Genomic DNA, 22,006 nt, shown 5'->3' with positions numbered 1-22,006 from the left:
CACAAAGGATCAATCCCGTGGCTAAACAACTCATGTTCGACGACGCCGCACGAGCCAAGATGCTCAAAGGTGTCGACAAACTGGCCGACGCCGTGGCCATAACGATGGGCCCGACCGGCCGCAACGTGATCATCAACAAATCGTTTGGTGGCCCCACTGTCACCAAGGATGGCGTGACCGTCAGCAAGGAAGTGGAACTGGAAGACCCCTTCGAGAACATGGGCGCCAAGCTCGTGCACGAAGTGGCCGACAAGACCTCGTCGCTTGCTGGCGACGGTACCACCACCGCCACCGTGCTGGCCCGTGCCATCCTGAAGGAAGGCGCTCGCAACATCGTGGCCGGCAGCAATCCCACGGCCGTGCGTCGTGGTATCGAGCGTGCGGTGAACGCCGCTTGCGAGTTCCTCGACTCGAAGAGCAAGAAGGTCTCCAGCAAGGAAGAGATCGCCCAGGTTGGCGCCATCAGCGCTAACAACGATCGCGAGATCGGCGACCTGCTGTCCGAAGCGATGGAGAAGGTCGGCAAGGACGGCGTGATCACGGTCGAAGAAGGCAAGAGCACGGAGACGACACTCGAGTTCGTCGAGGGCATGCAGTTCGACAAGGGCTACCTGTCGCCGTACTTCATCAACGAGCCGGCCACCATGTCGGCGGCCATCGAGGATGCCTACATCCTGATCCACGAGAAGAAGATCAGCAACTTGCGTGAGCTGTTGCCGATCCTCGAGCAAGTGAGCCAGAAGGGCAAGCCGCTCGTGATCATCGCCGAAGACGTCGAGGGCGAAGCCCTGGCCGCCTTGGTGGTGAACAAGCTGCGTGGAATCCTGAACGTGGCTGCCGTGAAGGCTCCTGGCTTCGGCGATCGCCGCAAGGCCATGCTGGGCGACATCGCCACGCTGACCGGCGGTACCGTGATTTCCGAGGACCTGGGCCAGAAGCTCGAGAGCATCACGCTCGAACAGCTCGGCCGGGCCAAGAAGATCACCGTCACCAAGGACTCGACCACCATCGTCCAGGGTGCGGGTTCGAACGCCGACGTGCAGAAGCGGATCGATCAGATTCGCAAGAGCATCGAGAACAGCACCAGCGACTACGATCGTGAGAAGTTGCAGGAGCGTCTCGCCAAGCTCACCGGCGGTGTGGCCATCGTGTCGGTTGGCGCCAATAGTGAAGCCGACATGAAGCAGAAGAAAGCCCGCGTCGAAGACGCCCTGCACGCTACCCGCGCTGCTGTGGAAGAGGGCATTCTGCCGGGTGGCGGCGTGGCCCTGATTCGCTGCCGCGAGGCGGTCGAAGCGGCCCGTAGCGGTGCGAAAGGCGACGAGAAGATCGGCGTCGACATTGTGCTGGGCGTGTTGGATGCCCCGCTGAAGCAGATCGCCGACAATGGCGGCCTGCCTGGTAGCGTGGTGGCCGACGAAGTATCGCAGAAGGCTTTCAACCAGGGCTACGACGCCAACGCTGGCGAGTACACCGACATGATGAAGGCTGGCGTGATCGACCCCACGAAGGTGGTAAAGACCGCCCTGTCGAATGCCGCCAGCATTGCCGGCCTAATCCTCACGACCGAAGCTTTGGTCACGAACTTCGACTCGAAGGACGACGATAAGAAAGCCGTCGTTGGATCGATTCGTTAGATCGACTGAAGTGAGTAGTTCGCAAGTTCACCGCCGGGCCACTCGCACTCAAAGCGAGTGGCCCGGTGTTTTGAAAGGCTGATGGCTTGTAGCTGTAGGCTATGAGCCTGACCAAGCAGCCAAAGCTTAGAGCCTACAGCTTATAGCCCACAGCTCTTATGACCACCCAACGTTGCTATTACGAAGTCCTGGGCATCGAGCGCACCGCGTCCGAAGGCGAGATTGCTACGGCCTATCGTAAGCTCGCAATCCAATACCATCCGGACAAGAACCCGGGCGACGATGAGGCTATCGCACGCTTCAAAGAGTGCAGCGAAGCTTTCGAGGTGTTGCACGATAGAGATAAGCGTGCGCGGTACGACCAGTACGGCCACGCCGGCGTGAACGGAAACGGTAGTGGCGGAGCGCACTTCCACGACGTTGGCGACATCTTCAGCGCGTTCGGCGACATTTTTGGCGACATCTTCGGTGGCGGCGGAGGCGGCGCACGCGTTCGCAAGGGCCGCGATGTTCGTTGCGACGTGACGCTCACCCTGCATGAAGCCGCCGATGGCTGCACCAAGGAAGTCGAGTTCCAACGCCTTGAACCGTGCGGCGACTGCAAAGGCAGCGGCGCCGCGGCCGGCAGCGCTCGCGAGGTCTGCTCCTACTGCGGCGGCCACGGTCGGGTGATCCAGTCGGCGGGCATTGTGCGTGTACAGACCACTTGTCCCGCATGTGGTGGCGAAGGCTCCAAGGTGAAAGACCCTTGTCGGTCGTGTCGCGGCAAAGGCCAACGCCTGCGGAAGGTTGTCACCGAGGTGAAGATTCCCGCTGGCGTCGACGATGGCATGCGGGTCCGCATTCCCGGAGAGGGCGAACCCAGCATGAGTGGTGGCCCCCCGGGGGACTGCTACTGCTTCATCTCGCTATTGAATCATCCGCTGTTCGAACGGCAGGGGCAGCACCTGGTTTGCCGGGTGCCGATTACTTACCCCCAGGCCGCGCTGGGCTGCACCCTGGAAGTGCCCACGCTCAGCGGGCGTGGCGAGGTGAAGGTGCCCGCCGGTACGCAGAGCGGCGATGTGTTCCGCCTGGGAGGGCGGGGTATGCCCGACCCACGTTCGCACGGTCTGGGCGACCTGTTGGTGCAAGTAACCATTGAGGTTCCGACAAAGCCGTCCAAGGAAGAAGAGCAGTTACTTCGCCAGTTGGCGGAGGTAGAACATAAGAACGTGGCGCCGAAGCGGAAATCGTTCTTCAAACACCTGGCCGACTACTTCACGGCCAGCGATCAAGCGGAAGAGGAATAATGGAACCATGGCCAAAGAAGAAGACCTGATCGACGAAGCTATTGAAGACGCGATTGAGGAGGCCGAAGAGTCGACGGCCTCATCCGATCTCGCAGCGGAACTTACCGCCAAGACCGACCAAAACTTGCGCCTGCAAGCCGAGATTCAGAATCTCCGTAGCCGCCAGGCCCGCGAACTGGCCGACACCCGCCAGTACGCCAGCATCGAACTGATGCGGGACATCCTGCCGGCTGTGGACAACATTGATCGGGCGATTGAAGCAGCTGGCGATGCGCCGGAAGTGGCGAGCCTGCTGGAAGGCTTCAAGCTCGTACGGCAGCAACTGGTGACGGCACTTGCTCAGCACGGCTGCAAGGAAATCCCCGCACAGGGCGAGGTGTTCAACCCTGACCTGCATCAGGCAATCCTGCAACAACCCTCGGTCGACGTGCCAGCGGGTGTGGTGATGATGGTTACCCAGAGCGGCTACCAACTGCACGACCGTGTCGTGCGGGCTTCGCAGGTGATCGTCTCCGCTGGCCCCGCGGGCGCAGGTGGTCCCACGGACACCATGAACGCGTAACCTTTCCGCGACCTCCATCCCATCCCTTGGTGAGATACCCAAACGATGCCGACATACGACTATCAGTGCGATGCGTGTGATCACGAGTTCGAGTTGTTTCAGCAGATCTCCGAATCGGTTAAGCGTAAGTGCCCGGAGTGCGGCAAGTTAAAGTTGCGCCGCCTGTTCGGCACCGGCGCGGCCGTGGTGTTCAAGGGCTCGGGCTTCTACGAGACGGACTACCGCAGCGACTCGTACAAGAAGGCCGCCGAGAAGGACAAGAAGTCGCAATCGGGCGAGGGGAAAAAGGAAAAGAAGTCGGAGAGCAAGTCGTCCGAGAGTTCGTCGACGAAGGCCAAGACAACTTCGAACAAAAAGGACTAGCCGCCGAAGGCTCACTGGCTTCGTGACGCTGTTCGATGCCAGCGTGTTCGGCTCACCCTTTCATCCTTCGCCGAGTGACCGTACTGTGGTCTGCCCTACTTGCAAGAAAGAATTCAAGCCCGATAGCTCCGAGGCGCTACCGTTCTGTTCGGAACGGTGCCGAACGATCGACCTGGGCCGTTGGTTGGGCGAAGAACACGGACTGCCGTCGGTGCCCGACCCCGAAGCCGACGAAACGCCCGAAGGATTCGGCGACGACCCCTGAGTGCTAGCACCGGGTATCGGCGTAGGCGGACTGAGCCCAAAGGGCTATAACGGCTTCTCTCGTTCTCCAATTCTACGGACAGCTGGGTGCAGACTATGCGGCCGTCGTCTCCATTGTGGTGCTTTGTAGCCATAGTGGTCGCGGCTTGTTCGGGATGCACTTGGAAAATGATTGCCGGAATGCCTACCCATGTGGTGACATTCGACACGAGGGAATCGCCGCAGTGGCTGACCGGAGAATGGACCTTCGACGAGGCAACTGGTGCGAGCCAAGAAAAACCCGAGAGCAATGATTCTTGGGTTATCACATCGGAAGCCGATGACCTGTTCGTGCTGCGAGTTGGTGACAAGGTGTTACATCTGAATGCTTGGCCCGTGCAGGGCCAGCCCGAAACTTGCATGCTCGAGATCTCCCTGGTGGAAGCGGGAGGAGTGCAGTTGAGCGGCGCTATTCAAATGCTCTGCATGGCGGAGCATCGAGATGGAATACTCACCGTGGAACCTCTGAGTGAAGAACTGATAGAGGGGTGGCAGAACGGTCCTGGTATAACGGTCTTCTCCCAGAAGTTCGATAGGCTGAGGATGAGGCGGGGGCATCGCGGAAAGCCGATTCGTGCCAAGCACAATACTTTTGTCAGTTGATCAGCCATTCTGCGGCAACGTCACGTCAGATGCTAGCACCTCGATCGGCGTAGGCGTAGCATAGCTGGCGGGCTATACTTTGCGGTGCGTTTTCGCCGCATGGATGCTATCTCGAAGAGTACGCGAAGGACCCGCATGTCTGCTAATCCGTCTACTTCCGCCAGACAACACACAACAACTTGGTCGTGGCTCCTCTTGCTCAAGACGCCCGCCATCGCGCTGCGGGGACGAGTGCTGCTGCTGGCGGCTGCGGCCGTGCTACTCGTTTGGTTGGGCGACCAGCTACTGGGAATCCCGGTTGCGCCTCAGCCAACAGCGAAAGTCGCTGGCTTCGCAGGCTTCGCGGAGTCCACTCTCTACACCCTCCAGGCGATGATTCTGGGCTTTGCCGATCCGTTTATGCAACTCGCCGGTGGTGAACATGTTGTTGCCAACTTGATCCGCTGCGCGATCCGACTCGCCGTGTGGGGCATTTTGGGTGGGGCCATTGTTCGCATTGCTGCGCTTGCCCTCACACGTAACGAAAGCCCCGATATCGAATCCTCTGTCCGGTTTGCCTGGCGACTGCGTTCGGGCTTTCTCGGTGGTCCGCTGTTGTTGATTGCGGGGCTGGTGGTCATTTCGCTGCCGCTGATGGTGGTTCGTCTGGCGATGGAAATCTCCTGGCTGTCGGCCGCGGTGGCGGTCGTTTGGCCCATCGTCATCGTGGTGGCCGTGATCGCTTCGCTGTACGCGATTGCTGCCGCGATTGGTTGGCCCCTGATTTGGGCCGCTGCGGCTACGGATGGCAGCGATGCCTTCGACGCAGTGAGCCGGATGTTTGCCTACATCTACCAGAAGCCGTTACGGCTGATGGGCTACGTTGCGCTAGTGGCATTGATGGCCGTAGGCTGTGCGGGAGGTGCTTCGGCGCTTGCGACGATTGCCACCATAGCCTGTGAAATTGCGGCCGGTACTCCCGACAACGAATGGTCCCAGCAGACCATTGCTGGGTGGAACTCCCTGGCGCTCACCCTGGTGGGTGTATACCTGACGGCTTTCGGCTGGACCTCTTCGACGGGCATCTATTTGCTCCGTCGCCAGGATGTCGACGGGGTGCACACGGACGAGGTCTTCATCGATCCCAACGAGTACGACGGTGGCATCCCCCGACTTCGCCAAGGCCCTACGGGAGTACCCGAGTTCGACGAACAATCGGACGCGGCTTAGAATTAGGATCCGTCGCCCCTAGCTGCGACTAGTCGAGAAACTCTCCCAGCACACTCACCATGTCGCGGTGAAATTGCCCGCGTGTCAGCACGCGGGCGCAACCAGCGTCGTCGGCGGCCTGGAGTATCGCTTCGTGCACGTGCGGTCCGAAGGCCACGATTGGTGCTTCGAAACCGACCACGCTGCGGATCGCCTGAACGGTACTGGCGACGTCGCTCGAAACGGTCAGGTCGAGTACCACCAGTTGGGGAGGTTCGGGCAGCTGAAGGTCGTCTAGCTGGGCCGCGGTGGCCGACCGGCACGATGCACCCAACTGCCGGGCGGCATGTTCGATCGGCGCGGTAGCCATCAGGTCGTTCGTCACGGCGAGTAGCGTACTCAAACTGCCCCCGGGCCTTCTTGGCCATCGCTGATCTGGATGGATCGCTCCAGCGGCAATACGAACACCTTGCCGTCGCCGATGTGTCCTTCGACGCTACTGCGGGCGTGTTCTTCCAGGCAGGCGACCGTGCGATCGACGAAGTCGTCGTTCACAGCGATCTCGATCTGCACTTTGCGCAGCAGGTTTGTTTCGTACTCGTGGCCACGATACGTTTCGATGTGTCCTCGCTGCCGGGCGTAGCCCATCGCGTCGAGCACCGTCATGCGGGTGACGCCGACGTTGGCCAGCGCCTTCTCGACCGAGGCCAGCTTGGTGGGCTGTATGACTGCCCAAATTAATTTCATCCGTTTACCCTCCGCCTGGTGCTTGCCGCTTATGCGGTTTCAACACCTTGGATGATAACGAATTGCCGGTGGCTATCGAAGACCGTTCGGGATGCCGACCCTACGGGCGGGCCGTGAAGCGGGCGTCCATGACCTTCTCGATGCGGGCCGAAGTTTCCTCGAGGTGGGCCTGGCTGTAGCGATCTAGCGAATCGCCGGATTGCTCCAGGTATCCGTCGATCTGCTTTTTTAGGCGACCTAGCTCGCTGTAGGCCATCGACTGGCAGTCCTCAGGGGCCGAAGTCCCCAGGGCCAACTGGCTGAGCCGGTCGAGGTACGCCCGCTGGATGTTACGGCGGATGCTGCTAATAGCGGGCTGGCGGAGCGTGAACTCTTGCTCATCGTCCTCCGTCGAAAGTTCGGCGAACATAGCGTCGGTCAGCGTAGTGAGAAGCTCGGCCACAGTCAGCACGTCGGTTTCCGGCGATACTTTCAGCTCGGTGTCGTGGATACGAGTGAGCGTGAGTGTCGATGTCAGTTGATCCAAAACCCGCTCCTGCCACATCAGGATGGCTTCGTGGGCCGGGTAGTCGTAGCGGTAGGTGTCTTCGACGCCCCAGTGGCTCCAGTGCGAACTGGCCAACTTGCTGTACAGCTCGGGCGGGAAGTTGAATGGCGTAGTCGAGAACATCTGATCGCACAGCAGCTCGAGGGCCTCGCGCTGTTCGGCGGCCGGCACCATCTCGAATGGCTCGGGGGCCTTTTCGTCGCCCTTATGGCTGCGGCTCACGTACACGCCACCCACGTAGCGGGAGGCAATGAACATCGCCTTGCCGTGCGTAGAGAGCATCACGCCGAAGCCTTGGCGAGCTCGCTCGTAACCGTCGCCTTCTTCAACCAATGCTTCTACGATCGTCGGCAGCGTTTCGGCCACTAGCTTGGCTTCGCGTTGAGCGTAGTCGACCAGGTCGTTGGAGAAGTCGAAGCGGTTGCTATGCGGATCGGGATCGATGCCGCGGGTGTCTTCGTCGGTGGAGTAAGCCAGCTCCGGCTCGCCGCTACGCGAGGCGATCTTGCCAAGCTTTTCGAGCTCATCTTCCGGCTTGGAACTCTTGATCGGCGTGTAGCCGTATTCGATGGCCCAGAAGTCGTAAGGGCCGATCGTCGTGGAATAATAGTCGCCCTGTTTCATATCGCTGGGGACGATATTCACCGGGGCGTAGTCCATTACCGAGGCGGTCAGGCCGGTCTTGCTGGTCTTTTCGACGTCGTTGATCTCGTCCATCGAGTACAGCGTGCTGGCCTTGAAGTTGTGCCGCAGGCCGAGCGTGTGCCCCACCTCGTGCATGGTCACTTCTTTCAAGCCCTGCATGATCATCTTGTCCATGTCGGCCGCGCTTCGCTTGCGGGTAGCAGCCACCGTGGCGCCCATGGCGAGCTGGTGCGACATGCCATGCAGAAGATTGCAGGCGCAACCGGCGTGGTGACCATCGTGTAGATGTCGCGGACGCATGGCCTGCTGCAGCTTGTACGATTGAATGTCCAGCGGACCGCCGGTCATCGCAGCAATGCCTTCGGGCGTGAAGGTTTCGTATTCCTGCTTCCAGAACTGTAGGAAGTCGGCATCGAAAATAATATCGGCATCGAGAATCTGGCCCGACGTCGGATTCACGCGCGAGGGCCCCATGGCGAAGCCGGCACTCGAAGTGATCCAGCGGAATGTGTTGTAGCGGACGTCGCCCGGTTCCCAAGTCGCGTCGTCCGGCTGCTGGCGCACTTCAATAGCGTTGTAGTAGCCCGCTTTTTCAAACGCTTTGTTCCACTCCTCGATGCCATCGCGAATTGGTTTGCGGTACTTGAAAGGAATCGTCTTTTCGAGCCAGAACACAATGGGCTCTTTGGGAGGTGACTTTTCGGCCTTGGGGTCCGATTTTTCCAAGTGCCAACGATTGATGTAGCGGACGAAACGGTCTTCGTTCTCGGCCTTCGAGAAATCCTTTACTACGGTCAGGAAGTAACCGACCCGGTCGTCAGCCAAACGAGGCTTGTAGCTGGTCTTCGGCAGGCGGCTGATCGAGTAGTGCACGTTAATGGTGGCACCCCGCGTATCGGGAACCGATTCAATGTCGGAACTGCCGTTGGAGGCGTACGTGGCCGCCACCTGCACTTCGACGTTCTTGGGATAGGCCTCGATGCCGGCCCAGTTACTCTTGGAAGGGGAAAAAGAAAAGCCCGTAAGCACCTGGCTGATCTGAGGCAGGTCGCTCATGAATACGGGAGTTAAGTCGAGCACCACGCTGCCGCCAGGGCCGGTGGTGGCGATTGGCAGACTGAACAGCACGCTGTCGGTGTAGGCCAGCTTCACGGCACGTTCGGCCGGGCTGCCGCCATCGGCCGTGAAACGGACGTTGCGTCGCACCACTTGCACGCGGTCGCCCACGCGGCGGAACTGCCAAACCCAGTCGTCGCCGAAGCCCCAGCTGAAGCCGCCCAGCAGCGGCCGCTGGCCGATGCCTTTGGCGATGGTGATCAAGACAAAGAAGTCCTGGTCGAAGTCGCTGGGCTTCAGCTCGATGAACAGTTTCTCTTCGCCCTGGTGCAGCTTCAACAGGCCGCTCTTGCTGGTGGTGTCCTTCAACACCTTGTCGTAGGGCGGGAACTTCGGCTTCGCCGAATCGCCTGAGGCCCCCTTGGAGCTCGAGTCCTCCTTCTTACCACCTTCGCTTTCGGCCGACACTTCGCTAGCCGAAGCGTCCGCCGTGTTCTGGTTGGATTGGCCTTCTTGTTTTTCGTCGTCCGCACCCACCGCGGACAAACAACACGTCATCGACAGGGACAAAGTGAGCAAGATCGCCGGAAAACGCAGGTGAGACACAACAATTGCCTTGGGGTAGAGAGGTGGGGGTAGGGCCCTTGAGGTGGGGAGGTTTTACCGGGTGGGTAAAATGGGGAGGGCTAGGGAGAACCCCCAGAATATACCTCACGGAGGAGTCTTTGTCGAAGGATTCTTCCCAACTCGCTATATTTGCGGCCGCTGCTGCACCCGTAGGCCCGCACCGCTCTTTGCATCCGACATAACCGTCACCCGAAACCAACCGGCGTGGAATCAGATACAGCACTCCAGATCGTACGACTTGGCTGGCCGGATGCCTGCTGGTCCGGAGCTTCCGCTGTCCCGGTTCGCTCCGGCCGGTTGAGCGACCAGCCGTTGTGGCGCATCGATACGGACAAAGCACAATTTGCGCTGCGGGGGTGGGCCAATTCCGACTTGCCGCGAGCCGAAGCCGCGAGCAAGTTAGTTACCCACATCTCCAGGCAGGCATCACTTCGCGTGCCGGTGCCCTTGGCAACCGGTGGCCGATTCGCGTCCCTGCTCTATCCAGCGGGCGGTTTTCATTGGGAACTTGCCCCGTGGCTCGAAGGCGAGGCCGACTTCGCGGCCCATCCTAGCTGCGAGCGGCTCGAGGCCATGTGCCGGGCACTCGCCGAGCTTCACCTAACTGCCGCCGACCTGCCGGCGCCTGAGCAGCCGTTGGCGATTCGCCGCCATTTCGAGGCACTCGCCGACCTGCAGCAGGCCGGCCAGCATGGGCATTTCAGTAGGCTCGACTCCCGCGAATTGCCGGTGAAGTGTCCTGTTGGCCCCGACTGGGGGGCGGCGCTTCTACGTGGGGTCGAAGTGGCTCGCCAGCAACTTGCCCCGCTGCAGGCAGTTCCACTGGCAGGGCAATGGACCTGGGGCGACGCCTGGCACAACAACTTTTTGCTGGTGGATGAGCAGGTGACCGGAGTGGTGGACTTCGCAACTGCCCGGATCGACACGCCGATGGCCGACCTGGCTCGGCTGTTGGGCAGTACGACCGTCGAGCATCGCGACTGGTGGGCTGGTGGTATCCGGGCCTACGCGGCGTTACGTCCGCTCAGCGAGGTCGAGAGCCGGGCTGTGGGGGCCCTGTGTGCTAGCGGCACCGTGCTGTCGCTGGCCAATTGGCTGCGTTGGCTGGGCATCGAGCGGCGGGTTTTCGCGGCTCCCCGGGCGGCATGCGACCGAATGTCGCACTTCGCCCTGCGGCTAACACACTTGCTGCGGGAGGCGAATACCACGTAAACCCCCCAACAGACGATGTTTTCTTGGTCGGCGGGGCCATGTAGAATTGGAGATCCCTCCCCGCCCCACCCAATCCCACCTCGGTCATCCTGCAGTAGGATTCTTATGAGTATCAGGCGTTTAGGCTGTCTATTGGTCGCGAGTGTTGCGTTGCTGGTCACCTCCGTGGCAAGTGGACAGGGGTTCGATATCGATAGTTTCGATCCCGGCGGCATCGATCTTGGTGGCTTCGGCGCCGATCCGCTTGGTGGCGATCCAGTGCAGGTCAACACGCAGTTTACTCCTGCCACCGACGAACGGCCGGCCGTGCTGATGATCACGGCCAATATCGATCCCGGGTTTCACATCTACTCTCTGACGCAGCAGACGCCTGGTCCACTGCCGACGACGATCAGTCTCGACCAATCGGACGACTATAAACCTATTGGCAACTGGCGTTCGATCCCGGAACCCAAGAAACACGTCGACGAAGTGGTGTGGCCGGGCCAGACCATTGAAGAGTACGAAGACGAGGTGACCTGGTACCTGCCGATTGAAATCTCCAAAGGCGTCGACGTCGAGAAATTGCAGATCGCCGGCACCATTGAGATGCAGGCCTGCGATACCGGATGCCAACAGGTAACGGTCGACTTCAAGGCCAAACGGGGCGAGGGTGTACCCATTGGCCCATTAGATACCAGCAAGTCGGCCAATGTGGTTACCCAATCGAACGCAGCACGGGGGGGCAGAGCCCCAGCCGTTCCGCAGCCGCCAGCCGAGGCGGGTGTGTTCCGTGCCGACGAGTCGGTAGTTACCTGGTATGGCTGGCTCGAACCAAACACCGTGCAACCTGGCGCAAGAACCTACCTGTATTTACGCGCCGAGATGCCTGAGTCGTGGCACATTAACACCTACGCCAAGGAAGTGGGGGATGGGCCCAACCGTCCCACGCTCGTCGCGCCCGTGTCCACCGATGGACTTGTTGCCTACCAGCCTCAGGCCATCGGCGAAGTGACGGAGAAAGAGTCGCCGCTGCCCGAGTTTGGCAGCCTCCGCTACCACGAGAACGAAGTGGTTTGGCGTGTCCCGGTCGACGTATCCAGCGACCTGAAGCCCGGTTCCTACGAGCTTAAGGGACTGATTGGCTATCAGGGCTGCGAGTCCACGGAAGATGGTCAGGGAACCTGTGAGGTATCCAGAGCAGCTGAATTCAACGTAAAGGTGAATGTTGGCGACTCGGCCAACGTGACGTCGGCCGCCGTGAACTTTACGCCGGCGGAGTACAAATCGGCCGCCGAGCAGGCTAAGGCCATTGCCGGCACCCTGCAAATTGCGCCGGGGCCCGAACAACCAACGATCATCGAATTCTCAGGCAACTCGGTGAAGAGCGACACCAGTTGGTTCTTCATCATAGGGGCCGCATTGCTGGGTGGCTTCATTTTGAATTTCATGCCGTGCGTGCTGCCGGTCATCGGCCTGAAGATCATGTCGTTTGCCCGGCAGGGCGGGGAAAGTCGTGGTCGGGTGTTCGCCCTCAATCTTGCGTATGTCGCCGGTTTGTTGTTCGTGTTCATGCTGCTGGCCACCCTGGCTGCTTTCTACGGCTACCAGTGGGGCGAACTCTACACCGAGCCGGTCTTTAAGATTTCGATGACCGCTTTCGTGTTTATCATGGCGCTCAGTTTCCTGGGCGTATGGGAGATCCCGCTTCCGGGATTCACCGGATCCGGCACGGCCGCCCAACTCGCCTCGCGCGAAGGCCTCGGTGGAGCCTTCTTCAAAGGTATCCTCACCACGATCCTGGCCACGCCTTGCAGCGGCCCGTTCTTGGGCCCGGTGTTTGGATTCACGATTACCCAACCGGCCAGTATGACCTTTTTGATCTTCCTGTTCATCGGTCTCGGTATGGCGTCTCCCTACCTGGTGATCGGCGCTTTCCCATCGCTCATTAGGTGGATGCCCAAGCCAGGACCCTGGATGGATACTTTGAAACAGTTCTTGGCGTTCCTGCTGCTGGGGACGGTGGTTTACCTGCTATCCACACTGCACGTGGATCACTACATTCCCACCATGGCGCTGCTGGTGGCGCTGTGGTTTGCCTGCTGGCTTGGCGGCAGGCAGCCGTTCACTGCGTCCGCGTCCAGGAAGTGGGGCGCCTGGTTGTCCGGTTTCGCAGTGGCGACACTTGTTGGCTATTTCGGATTCGTCTTCGAGGTCGAAAACGAGTTGCCGTGGAAGAACTACACCCCGGCACAACTTGCTCAGTCGCGAGCGAGCGGCAACGTAGTGATGGTTGAGTTCACCGCCAATTGGTGTCCAACTTGTAAGCTGAATCTGTTGACGGCCCTCGACGTGCCGGCCGTCAAGTCGGTGGTCAGTGCGAATGACGTCCATGCGATCAAAGCCGACTGGACGAACAAGGACCAAGAGATCGAAGATGTCCTGTTGCAACTTCAGAGTCGTACGATTCCTCTGTTGGCCATTTATCCCGCGGATCGACCGGACGAGGTGATCGTACTGCGCGACACGGTTTCGGAGACTCAGGTGTTGCAGGCCTTGGCCGCCGCTGGGGCGCGAGCCAGCAATCCCCATCATTCCTTTGTGCTGTCCCGTCCCCCTGCAGAAGAAGAACAGCTAAGCGATAGCGGTACGCTGGCGACGATGCGTTAGAGCGATTTCAGAATTGGTGTGCTGATTTGGCGCCGTGGTGTTGGTCCGATGCGCGAAGGCCGAAGCAGGCGAATTGCTATCTGTCGATGCAGGCCGACAAAGCAGCGGGCCGACACAACAAGCCAAAGCGGAACACCAAAGACGAAAGCGATCTAGTCCTCATTCCACAGTTGTGATGCTGTGCTCAGGTACTGCCCCCAGTCCCATTCGGTAAGATTGTGGCCACCGGTGCGGGCGTGGTAGCTCGTGGCACCAACCGTCTGCGGCTCATCGAGCCCCGGCATCGGCATGTCGGGCGCAACCGATTCGACGCCGAGCACCTTGAACGCTGGATGGGCATTAGCCAACCCGAGCCATTCGCCACGCGGATCGGCCCACAGGTCTTCGTCCGCGCTAGCCACGTAGACGTGCCGTGGTGCTGACAATGCGATCAACTGGTGTTGGTCGATGGGCAACTCGCTTTCGTGGCCGGCGTACTTCTGCAGATTCGGGCAAAACCAATAGTCGAAGCTTCCAGTGATATTGTCGATCCGCTCGCCAAACTGCCGCCGAGTAAGTGCAGCGCCCTGGCTACCCGAGTTGTTGGAGATCACTAGCGAAAAACGCGGATCTTGAGCACCGGTCCAAAGGGCCGTCTTGCCGCCTCGCGAGTGGCCGATGATCGCAGCCCGGCTCGCGTCGATCAGCGGATGGTTTGCCAGCGTGTCGAGCACACGACTCGCGCCCCAGGACCAGGCCGTGATGGCGCCTGGGGAGTTAGGTTGGCGAGGGCCGGAGGGCAAAACAACCGACAGCACACCTTCGCGAAAGTGCTCGCCGTTATCGGGCGCTATGTCACTGTGCTGAAACACGGCCAACGCAAAGCCGGCGTCCAGGATTTGCTTTACCGGTATGAAGCTGGAGAAATTCTCGCCGTCTGGCGCTGCCAGAGCGGGGTCGCGATTGTTGATCATCACGAACACCGGTCGTTGCTCACTCTCTACGGCGTACAGCAAGTAGTTGAACGAAAATTGTCCCCCTGGCATCTCCACCATAACACGTTGCTCGTGGCAGACACCGCCTGGGACGCTTTGGAGCTTGGTTTGCCGGATGCTGTCCGTCTTCAACGAAGCGGGCTTGGGAATTGCTTGGCCGTAAACATGTTCGCGGAACAGCCGCATTAACTCGGCACGCCGCGACGGCCATGCTGTTTGTGAACCATCCTGCGACGTCAGCACCGGTGGAAGCTCGTAATCGGGCACCAGCTCTTCGCGAACCAATGTGCCAGGGCGACGCGCGGCGTAATGTTGGATCGTCGCCTGGGGAGCTTTCCAAGAATCACCTGGCTGGCGTTCCTCACTTCGTGCCGACGCCTGCATTGCGAGCATGGTTAGACAAGCGGCTAGCAGAGTTGGGGAGAATGATTGCAAAAGGGCAGGGGCCGCATTTGGAGCAGCGGAGGGCATCTCTCGTGACATCATGGCCTCGCCTGGGGTAATACTTTTCGAAGAGAGCCTGCGCGCATGGCAGCAACTCCATGGCGTCACACGCCGCACGCCCTTCAGTCTACCAGATAGAGTACCACCAGTACCGGTCGATGGTCCGACTCCACGGGGGCGTCCAATACCTTTGCCGATTTCACCTTCCAGAGGTTGGCTGGTTGTGCCATGACATAGTCGATGCGTCGGACCGGCTTGTTTGCAGGAAAGGTATGCTCGGAGTCGGCGACCAACCAGTTCTGAGAAAACTGCTTGATGACTCGACTGTTGGGCTGCGCGTTGAAATCGCCGGCTAGCAACACGGGCTGCCGCCCGAAACGATTCGCCATGAGCTGCTCGATCATCTTCGCCGACGCGAGTCGTTCGGCGTTGTCCGGTCGATAGTCGAGATGGGTAGCAGCGAACCACAGCGGCTGGCCGTCCTCAGGTTCGATGTGCACCATCAGCATGCCACGCTGCTCGCCTTGGTAAAGTGAAGGAAGACGCACGTTTTCGGTCTTCTGTATGGGCCACCGCGAAAGAATCGCATTGCCATACTCGCCGCCGTCGTGATCGATGTTCTTTTCAAAGGCGGCATACATTCCGGTCAACTTGCCCAACTCCGCCGGTTCGTCCATGTTGCCGGAGCGATTGACTCCCTTGTCCACTTCGTTTAGAGCTACCAGGTCAGGCTCGGCTGACTTGATCACCTTGGCAATCCGCTGCAGGTCTACGTTATCGTCGAGTCCCCGGCCGTGATGGATGTTGTAAGTCAGGACGCGGAACTCGGCCGCGGATAGCGGTCCGCACCAAACAACGGTCAGCCCCAACCAAAACCAGGCCAACGTGAAGACGCGTGATGGAACCTTAGATAGCATCGTCATCGGATTCTGTCCTCTATAGACCGTGCTGAACGCAACTTCCGCGCAATTTTGAGCATGCGGCAACCAAACAGCGTGTAGCCGCTCGCCCGCGGCCACACGCGTTGTTTAAATCGTTCGGTCGCGAATCGCAAGTCCAGCCATCGCAGTTGCTTGCTCCAGGCTTGCGAGCATTCGGCTTATCCTAAAAAAATCAGCGGGGCCCAGCCTTGGCTGAACCCCGCTCTTATGGATCCGATTGCTGGATAGGCTCTACTTGCGTCGAGCGAAGCCAACGAGTCCAACCAGTGCTAGTCCAACTAGCGTGACGGAAGCCGGTTCTGGAACTTGAATGTGTACAACATCATCAAGCGAAACGAGAACGTTGGAGTCCGGCGCAGCACTGCTGCTGATCCAAATGGCATCAATCGACCCACTGCCATTGATCTCGCCATTGCTGTCACCGACCCATGCATTCCAGTTCGAGGTGTCGGCCAGATCCCAGCCATAGAAATGCCACGCACCATCGTCAACGACCGACACGACATTACTGCGTTCGGTTGAGTCGGCACTATCATCGATACCGATGCGAGTCGTCAGTCCTGAGGTAGTCGTCTTCAACCAGTAGCCAATCGTGCCGGTGTTCCCGAGGGCTACGTTGTTTCCGACACTTCCACCACCAGAAAGATGGCGAACATTGAAAGCGGACCCTGCTGCCGAAGGAATGAGGGTGAGCAACTGCGACTGCGAGCCGGAGTTGGCCATCGTGTTATCAAGGTCGGCAGTCGAGGTGACCTCGATGCCAGAGGTTGAACCAGAAAAGGTCGGGTGCACGTTGAAGTGGCCTTCGTCCACTTCGAAATCGTCCAGGACGATTGTCGCGGCGCCGGTCGTACCTGCAATCAGTAAGACTGTGCAGAAAGTGGCCACCGTGAGAGACAAGACGGATCGTGATAATCTCATGAGCTTTCTCCAAAGAAACGAGAATCAAAGATTGGTGCAGTCTACTTCTAGCCGTCTACTTCTCGAACCGTATTGTGAAGAATGACTACGCGTGGAACGACACGTGAATCATTTTTTCGGGTTGTTTACTCGCATTTGCGTAACACCTGTCGGCCACCGAGCAGAGCAATGCTGATCAACGCGATGAGAGCTGTCCCAGGTTCGGGAACACTCACCGCCACCGAGGTAGCGGCGGCCGCCGTGGATTCGCCGAAATTCGATTTCCAAGAGGCGTAGTCGGAAGCGTCAACGGCCCCCGTATTCGCGGGGTCGCGGTTCATCAGCACGCTTCCATCCCCACCTAGGTTGTTTCGCCACACGGTGTAGTCGGCAATGTCCACGGTGCCGTCTTGATTGTAGTCGCCGATCAGCACATCCACGCCTGGTACGGTTACATCGAGCAGGCCCGAACCAGTGATGAGCGAGGATTCGTTTTGCGCACCTGAACCAATAGCGCCCCAAGTACCCAGGGCTTGAGCCGCGTCGTCGATGAACAGTGAAGCAATGGTGTTGGTTCCTGCAAAACTAAGATCCAAAGTGCCTCCACTATTTAGCAGCGACACATTGGCGGTTTCGGCGAGGATGAGGTCCGTTAGGCTAAGCGTACCTTCCTGCACTTCAAGCGTCGCAGTGGTGGTGGTTGCATCGCCAGAAAGTGTTTGCGTGCCCGTGCCAACTTTGACAAAGGTACCTGTTCCTATGATGCTACCCGAGTAGGTTTGGTCGGAGTTGCTCGCACCTACCGTAAACTCCTTGCCTTCTGAAATACCAACTCGTCCGCCAGCGCCGCTGTGATTGGGCGTGGACAGCGACTCGACGACCATTAGGTCACCCCCGTCCTGGACAATGTCACCTTGAAAGGTCGTCAAGTTCATGGTGCTTTTGAACTCAACATCTCCACCGCCGCCAATGATGGTGAGAGTTGTCCCCGGTGCAGCAGTCACTGGACCATTAATGCCGAAGTGGCCGGCCGTCATATTGAAAGTACCGCCATTGGGACCGATGGTGATGCCGCGATTCTCATGTATTTGAGCCTCGGCGAGAAACAAGCTGGTCCCGATTGCGCCACCGTCGAGCAGAATACCTTCTGTATCGAGCGAAAGGGGATCCGCTCCAAAGCCGCGGGCGTCTTGCGTGTCGTTCGCGAAGCCAAGACGGAACAATCCTTCGTTGACCACGAGTTTGGCATACGAAGTCAAAGGCAATCCTGAGCCTTGATAGCGGAATTCGCCTGGGCCTTCTTTGATGAACGTCCCAGCACCACCATTCTCCGGAGTACCACCTATGCCGGTAATCACACTACCAGACGAGTACGTGACGAGCGCGTTCGTGCGATTGACCGTTCCCGTTCCGTCGATCGCCAGTTCGGTGCCACTCCGGAACATGCCGAAGTAGTTTCCCATGAAATCGTGTACAATGGTGCCGTTGCGCAGCAACACGCGTGCACCATCATTCAGAATCTCTCGATTTTCAAATTTCAGGGTGGCGCCATCTTCGACGATGATATCTCCAGTGCCGACGTCCATTGATCCCGAAGCAATGGTTACTAAACCATCCTCGAGGGTTACCGAGTTCGCAGTTTGAGCCCCATTGATGTTAATGAAGTGATCCACGGCATCGTCGCCCGCCGAGAACACGGCGTTGGCACCATCGGTCCAGGGGCCGGTGGCCACGGCGCCGTTTGGATCGGTGCTCCAGAAGTTGTCGAGGCCCCAGTTGCCATCGGTAAAACCATCGACCTGGCCGGCCCCCGGAGTGGAACCATTGATGTCCCAATAGAGTGTAGTTTGAGCGGATGCTGTCGAAAGCACGCTCACCAGAACAGTAACGCTTGCCACTAGTTGTTTCATCATTTGGATCCTTCAATCCCTTGGTTGAGAAGCGTATGACTCTTCAACATTCGACGGCTGAAAGACCTGGGCGCGATGCTCCCGGATGGAGATGAGGTACCGACCCGCCTTTTGCAGCTATCCACAAGCTAAACCAAGCCGACTAGGAGTTCTGTGCTTAATAACGCAACAATTCCTTCTTATTGCGCAATACGATCGTGGGACCCTACGGGCCGCCAAGCTTGAATTACAGCACAGGGAGGCAAATTAGGCAGTGTTTTTGCGGAGATTTGTCATTTCGCTGCCGGACGTTCCCAGCCCCAGCCACGCCCCCGGACACCCGGGTTACCGTGGGGCCTGTGGCACAGGCTCAACTGTGCGGCGTGGTGGTCCACATGGCGAACGTTGTACTGATGCACCTCTGCCCGGGGAAAGTCGAGCCAATCAACTCAGGGTGTTCGCTGTGGCGACCGCTCGGTCTCGTCCGTCGCGACGCGTGTGGTCTTGTCCAATGTGCCGCAGGAGATTTCGGAGTGCGAACTGCGTGATCTGCCAAACCGCAGTCGCCTTAGTCCTCCAACAAATTCTCGCCGTCGGTCATCGGCCGAGACTCTTTTGCCTGCTGCTCCAATTCGACCGACTCCGAGGCAAGCGATCCTTCGCCGCGCGAGACCTGTTGATTCGATTCGGCCGGCCGTTGCTTTGACTCGTCGACAATTGGAGGCTGTTCCTGCATGACCACGGGTACCCCCCGCGGGAAGATGACTTCTCTCGCCTCGTCTGGCAGCGTTAGGCCCTCTTCGGTAAGAGCCTGCTTGGTAAGTCGCATGACGCTCGAGCGAACTTTGAGGGGACTGTTTTGGTGGCCGTCGATCCAGAAATAGACTCGCAGGTTAACTGTGGAAGCGGCCAATTCTTCCACAAGTATAAGTGGTTCAGGGGTGTTGAGCACGGCTTCGTGCCGCTTCAGCACGTCGAAGACAACTTGCTGGGCTGTCGTTGCGGAGTCTTCATAGTCAATGCCTACGACAAAGTTGAGGCGTAGATTGGGATTGGAAGTTTTGTTGGTGATTACACTTTTGTAGATCGTCGAGTTGGGAATCTGGACGTGGTTGCCATCCAGAGTCATAAGCTGAGTTCCGCGAGTGGTTACGCTTTGGACGATACCTTCATACCCGTTCACGATGATCAAGTCGCCAACGCGGTAGGGGCTTTGGAGGCTGAGCAGCAGGCTGGCGAGAAAGTTCTCGGCAATGTCTCGAAAAGCGATGCCGAGAATGATGCCCAACAATCCAGTGCCCCCCAGCACCGTTGCTGCCAGTCGCGTTAGACCGGAAACTCGTAGCGCCAGGTACACACCCAGTATCAGGATCGGGATGGTAATCGCCCGCATCACTACCTGTCTCAACAAGCGGTTGGGGACCCGGCGGGTTACGATGGATGAGGCTAGTGCTCCGACTAATCTCGCCAGGACCCAGGTTGCCAGCAACATCAGTAACGCGGCGATCAGCGATGGCAGCGACTGCACCGCCTCGCGCCCCAACTCCCGCAGTTCGGCGTAGGCGCCGGAAAAATCCCAGAAGGATTTGGGGGCGATCTCGATGCGATTGACCACCGCGGTGACATCCTGGGTACTGCGGGCCAGGTTTCCCGCCCACTTGCGGTGCTCGTCGCTTGGCGTACGTCCGCTGAGAAAGACGACACCATTGTCCACACGGACTTCGGGCGATTCGAACCACTCGGTCGCCTCCATGATCTCCTGCAACCGGCTTTCGATCTGGTCGTCCGCCGCTGTCGGCTCGACCCCCACAGTACTCGCGGGTCCCTGTGTGTCCTCTTCAATGGTGGATTCGGTCGCAGGAGAGTCGGCGGTCGTCTGAGCGAGCGTGGGATACGTCGATGCTAAGCCGAAGATGAGCAAGCAGCAAACGAGAGTGGGCCAGATCTTCATCGATTCGGTGGCGGTATTTAGAACGGGGCTGGGGAACCTGGGAATCATGTTGAGTATCCCGTGTTCAACCAGTCCGGGCAACAGAGTGCAACGCCAAAGGCTGAATTAGCCATCCAATCCGGCGAGTGAGTTGCTAGGACGAAATCTCAGGGGGCAATTGATTCATCTCAAATCTACTTGTTCAGGGCCGGCGAAGCCCTGGTCGGCACCATCAAAATACACGATGCATTCATCGAGATAGAGGCTACCTTAACCAGAGGGGAGGCTACTTCATCACCATGAGCTACAAGAGGACAAGAGTACGCGCCAGAACAACGCTTCGATCTTGACAATTGACTTGCGCGTAGCAAATCGAAAGCCCGACTGCGATCAGAAACCCATTCCCGTCGAAAACGCGGGCGTTGCCAATTTGCGTCGGCAGAAGAAAAGCATGCCAGTTGCAGCAAGCAGCAGCAGAAATGCATCAGGCTCTGGGACCGTTAAAGAAGCCGTAAACCCGTCGAGTGTATATACCACGCCCGAGCTATCTCCTTCGAAAACCACCTTGGTGATGTCGTCGGTTGAAGATCTAAAACCGAGAAAAGTCGGCTGGTCCCAAAGAGTGTGAACCGTCGCACTACCAAGTAATAAGCCCTTGGAATAGAAATGCCCGGTCACCTCCTTCCCAGACGTGCGTGCACTGATCCAAGCGCCAACTTCCTTAGTTTGTTCGTTCAACTCGGCCGAAATCTCATTTCCGCCACCAATGGCAAGTCCAAAATCACTACCAAGCTTGTAATACCGCAAGTCTCCCGAGTTGAATCTGGCGATGGGCGTTTCCAACGGCAACTCAATCGGTCCGGGACTACCTGCTTCGAAATCTTCACTAATTATTGCGCCCCTGAATTCCTCCAGTCCGACCGGACCACCTCTCACATTAGCCGAGCTTGGCCCCACCGTCACCGTTCCGTCTACAAAGGCATCGATTATGCATGGCCCACTCGCACAATAGATCTCCGTGGCAGATCTATCAAACGACAAGTCGTATCGTGTCCCCGGCTCTACGTCGGGTCCGATGTGGTAGTCGATGCTCAACAACAAATAGGTCCCGGTCGAGAAGGATGGAGGGCAATCAACTCCAAATCCGGTGGTGCAGCCAATACCATTCGTCGAACGAACGCTGTTCTGCTGCTGTGTGGAGATACCAACACCGAAAAAGCCATCGGCAACACTCGGCAGACGCAATCCCGCTGAATCAGGAGTCAATTGCACCGTAACATCATAGCCCTGAATGGAATGGTGGAATGGGATCCCTGGGATAGAGGAGGGTCCACCGATCTCGATGGATGCATCAAGGGTTCCGCTGTCGCCTGGCGCTATGTCGATGTCGGGGAGTCGAACTGTAATTGCAGCCTGCGACAAGCTTGACATTGAAACACAAGCAAGTATTGCCGCCCAAAAAAGGAGGGTGAATACAGGCAAATCGCAATCCTCCCC

At 58.7% G+C, this 22,006-nt stretch carries 18 protein-coding genes (1 of these 18 cut by a window edge); 9 read left to right on the top strand and 9 right to left on the bottom strand.

What is annotated here, in order from left to right; genetic code table 11:
* The first annotated feature begins 17 nt into the window (after positions 1-17).
* The 7 genes from groL (at position 18) to NG895_RS13445 (ending at position 5,969) form a co-directional block, all read left to right on the top strand.
* Complete coding sequence (gene groL, locus NG895_RS13475; RefSeq protein ID WP_341871457.1) at positions 18-1,637, top strand: chaperonin GroEL; 1,620 nt, start codon at positions 18-20, stop codon at positions 1,635-1,637.
* A 158-nt stretch (positions 1,638-1,795) separates the two neighbouring features.
* On the top strand, positions 1,796-2,929 hold the full coding sequence (dnaJ, locus tag NG895_RS13470) for a molecular chaperone DnaJ (protein WP_261360934.1): 1,134 nt from the start codon (positions 1,796-1,798) through the stop codon (positions 2,927-2,929).
* A 7-nt stretch (positions 2,930-2,936) separates the two neighbouring features.
* Complete coding sequence (grpE, locus tag NG895_RS13465) at positions 2,937-3,491, top strand: nucleotide exchange factor GrpE (protein ID WP_252853025.1); 555 nt, start codon at positions 2,937-2,939, stop codon at positions 3,489-3,491.
* A 45-nt stretch (positions 3,492-3,536) separates the two neighbouring features.
* Entirely contained in the window at positions 3,537-3,854 is a 318-nt protein-coding gene (locus NG895_RS13460) for an FmdB family zinc ribbon protein (protein ID WP_252853024.1), read from the top strand.
* Between the two features lie 22 nt (positions 3,855-3,876).
* Positions 3,877-4,119, top strand: a complete 243-nt coding sequence (locus NG895_RS13455) for a DNA gyrase inhibitor YacG (protein ID WP_252853023.1) — start codon at positions 3,877-3,879, stop codon at positions 4,117-4,119.
* A 179-nt stretch (positions 4,120-4,298) separates the two neighbouring features.
* Entirely contained in the window at positions 4,299-4,760 is a 462-nt protein-coding gene (locus NG895_RS13450) for a hypothetical protein (RefSeq protein WP_252853022.1), read from the top strand.
* Positions 4,761-4,955: 195 nt separating this feature from the next.
* Complete coding sequence (locus NG895_RS13445) at positions 4,956-5,969, top strand: hypothetical protein (RefSeq protein WP_252853021.1); 1,014 nt, start codon at positions 4,956-4,958, stop codon at positions 5,967-5,969.
* A gap of 28 nt (positions 5,970-5,997) precedes the next feature.
* Here the strand turns inward: NG895_RS13445 and NG895_RS13440 are convergent, their stop codons facing one another.
* The 3 genes from NG895_RS13440 to NG895_RS13430 form a co-directional block, all read right to left on the bottom strand.
* Positions 5,998-6,351, bottom strand: coding sequence for a hypothetical protein (locus NG895_RS13440; RefSeq protein WP_252853020.1), 354 nt, complete (start codon positions 6,349-6,351; stop codon positions 5,998-6,000).
* Positions 6,348-6,695 carry a P-II family nitrogen regulator gene (locus tag NG895_RS13435; RefSeq protein WP_252853019.1) on the bottom strand — a complete coding sequence of 116 codons (348 nt, stop codon included), beginning with the start codon at positions 6,693-6,695 and terminating at the stop codon, positions 6,348-6,350. The genes NG895_RS13440 and NG895_RS13435 overlap by 4 nt, the downstream gene beginning before the upstream one ends.
* A 100-nt stretch (positions 6,696-6,795) precedes the next feature.
* Complete coding sequence (locus NG895_RS13430; RefSeq protein WP_252853018.1) at positions 6,796-9,549, bottom strand: zinc-dependent metalloprotease; 2,754 nt, start codon at positions 9,547-9,549, stop codon at positions 6,796-6,798.
* A 225-nt stretch (positions 9,550-9,774) separates the two neighbouring features.
* Here NG895_RS13430 and NG895_RS13425 point away from each other — a divergent pair, with 225 nt between their 5' ends.
* Positions 9,775-10,782 carry a phosphotransferase enzyme family protein gene (locus NG895_RS13425; protein WP_252853017.1) on the top strand — a complete coding sequence of 336 codons (1,008 nt, stop codon included), beginning with the start codon at positions 9,775-9,777 and terminating at the stop codon, positions 10,780-10,782.
* Positions 10,783-10,887: 105 nt separating this feature from the next.
* The gene (locus NG895_RS13420) at positions 10,888-13,431 is read left to right on the top strand and encodes a protein-disulfide reductase DsbD family protein (protein WP_252853016.1); all 2,544 of its coding nucleotides are present in this window, start codon (positions 10,888-10,890) and stop codon (positions 13,429-13,431) included.
* Positions 13,432-13,583: 152 nt separating this feature from the next.
* On the opposite strand, the gene NG895_RS13415 is transcribed toward NG895_RS13420, so the two are convergent.
* The 6 genes from NG895_RS13415 to NG895_RS13390 form a co-directional block, all read right to left on the bottom strand.
* Positions 13,584-14,798 (bottom strand): alpha/beta hydrolase family protein, encoded by a 1,215-nt coding sequence (locus NG895_RS13415; protein ID WP_252853015.1) that lies wholly within the window; start codon positions 14,796-14,798, stop codon positions 13,584-13,586.
* 173 nt (positions 14,799-14,971) lie between these two features.
* Positions 14,972-15,772: an endonuclease/exonuclease/phosphatase family protein gene (locus NG895_RS13410; RefSeq protein ID WP_252853014.1), complete on the bottom strand. Its 801-nt coding sequence runs from the start codon at positions 15,770-15,772 to the stop codon at positions 14,972-14,974.
* Positions 15,773-16,021: 249 nt separating this feature from the next.
* Positions 16,022-16,711 (bottom strand): PEP-CTERM sorting domain-containing protein, encoded by a 690-nt coding sequence (locus NG895_RS13405; protein ID WP_252853013.1) that lies wholly within the window; start codon positions 16,709-16,711, stop codon positions 16,022-16,024.
* Positions 16,712-16,836: 125 nt separating this feature from the next.
* The gene (locus tag NG895_RS13400; protein WP_252853012.1) at positions 16,837-18,600 is read right to left on the bottom strand and encodes a hypothetical protein; all 1,764 of its coding nucleotides are present in this window, start codon (positions 18,598-18,600) and stop codon (positions 16,837-16,839) included.
* Positions 18,601-19,147: 547 nt separating this feature from the next.
* On the bottom strand, positions 19,148-20,578 hold the full coding sequence (locus NG895_RS13395) for a mechanosensitive ion channel family protein (protein ID WP_252853011.1): 1,431 nt from the start codon (positions 20,576-20,578) through the stop codon (positions 19,148-19,150).
* Positions 20,579-20,899: 321 nt separating this feature from the next.
* On the bottom strand, positions 20,900-22,006 hold the 3' portion of the coding sequence (locus NG895_RS13390; RefSeq protein ID WP_252853010.1) for a PEP-CTERM sorting domain-containing protein. Its footprint extends 42 nt past the window's final position; 1,107 of the gene's 1,149 nt are visible here — the last part of the coding sequence; its start codon lies beyond the right edge, outside the window — the gene reads right to left on this strand; it ends in the stop codon at positions 20,900-20,902.

This window comes from Aeoliella straminimaris (assembly GCF_024054565.1).
Lineage (GTDB): Bacteria > Planctomycetota > Planctomycetia > Pirellulales > Lacipirellulaceae > Aeoliella > Aeoliella straminimaris.
Note: the sequence above shows the minus strand (reverse complement) of the source record. Positions and strands in the feature narration are given on the sequence as shown.

Excerpts from the sequence above, each read along its gene's own strand:
- dnaJ (WP_261360934.1), top strand. The coding sequence starts at position 1,796 with ATGACCACCCAACGTTGCTATTACGAAGTCCTGGGCATCGAGCGCACC.
- NG895_RS13410 (WP_252853014.1), bottom strand. The coding sequence starts at position 15,772 with ATGACGATGCTATCTAAGGTTCCATCACGCGTCTTCACGTTGGCCTGG.
- NG895_RS13450 (WP_252853022.1), top strand. The coding sequence starts at position 4,299 with ATGCCTACCCATGTGGTGACATTCGACACGAGGGAATCGCCGCAGTGG.
- NG895_RS13420 (WP_252853016.1), top strand. The coding sequence starts at position 10,888 with ATGAGTATCAGGCGTTTAGGCTGTCTATTGGTCGCGAGTGTTGCGTTG.
- grpE (WP_252853025.1), top strand. The coding sequence starts at position 2,937 with ATGGCCAAAGAAGAAGACCTGATCGACGAAGCTATTGAAGACGCGATT.
- NG895_RS13400 (WP_252853012.1), bottom strand. The coding sequence starts at position 18,600 with ATGAAACAACTAGTGGCAAGCGTTACTGTTCTGGTGAGCGTGCTTTCG.
- NG895_RS13460 (WP_252853024.1), top strand. The coding sequence starts at position 3,537 with ATGCCGACATACGACTATCAGTGCGATGCGTGTGATCACGAGTTCGAG.
- NG895_RS13435 (WP_252853019.1), bottom strand. The coding sequence starts at position 6,695 with ATGAAATTAATTTGGGCAGTCATACAGCCCACCAAGCTGGCCTCGGTC.
- NG895_RS13405 (WP_252853013.1), bottom strand. The coding sequence starts at position 16,711 with ATGAGATTATCACGATCCGTCTTGTCTCTCACGGTGGCCACTTTCTGC.
- NG895_RS13415 (WP_252853015.1), bottom strand. The coding sequence starts at position 14,798 with ATGCTCGCAATGCAGGCGTCGGCACGAAGTGAGGAACGCCAGCCAGGT.
- NG895_RS13395 (WP_252853011.1), bottom strand. The coding sequence starts at position 20,578 with ATGATTCCCAGGTTCCCCAGCCCCGTTCTAAATACCGCCACCGAATCG.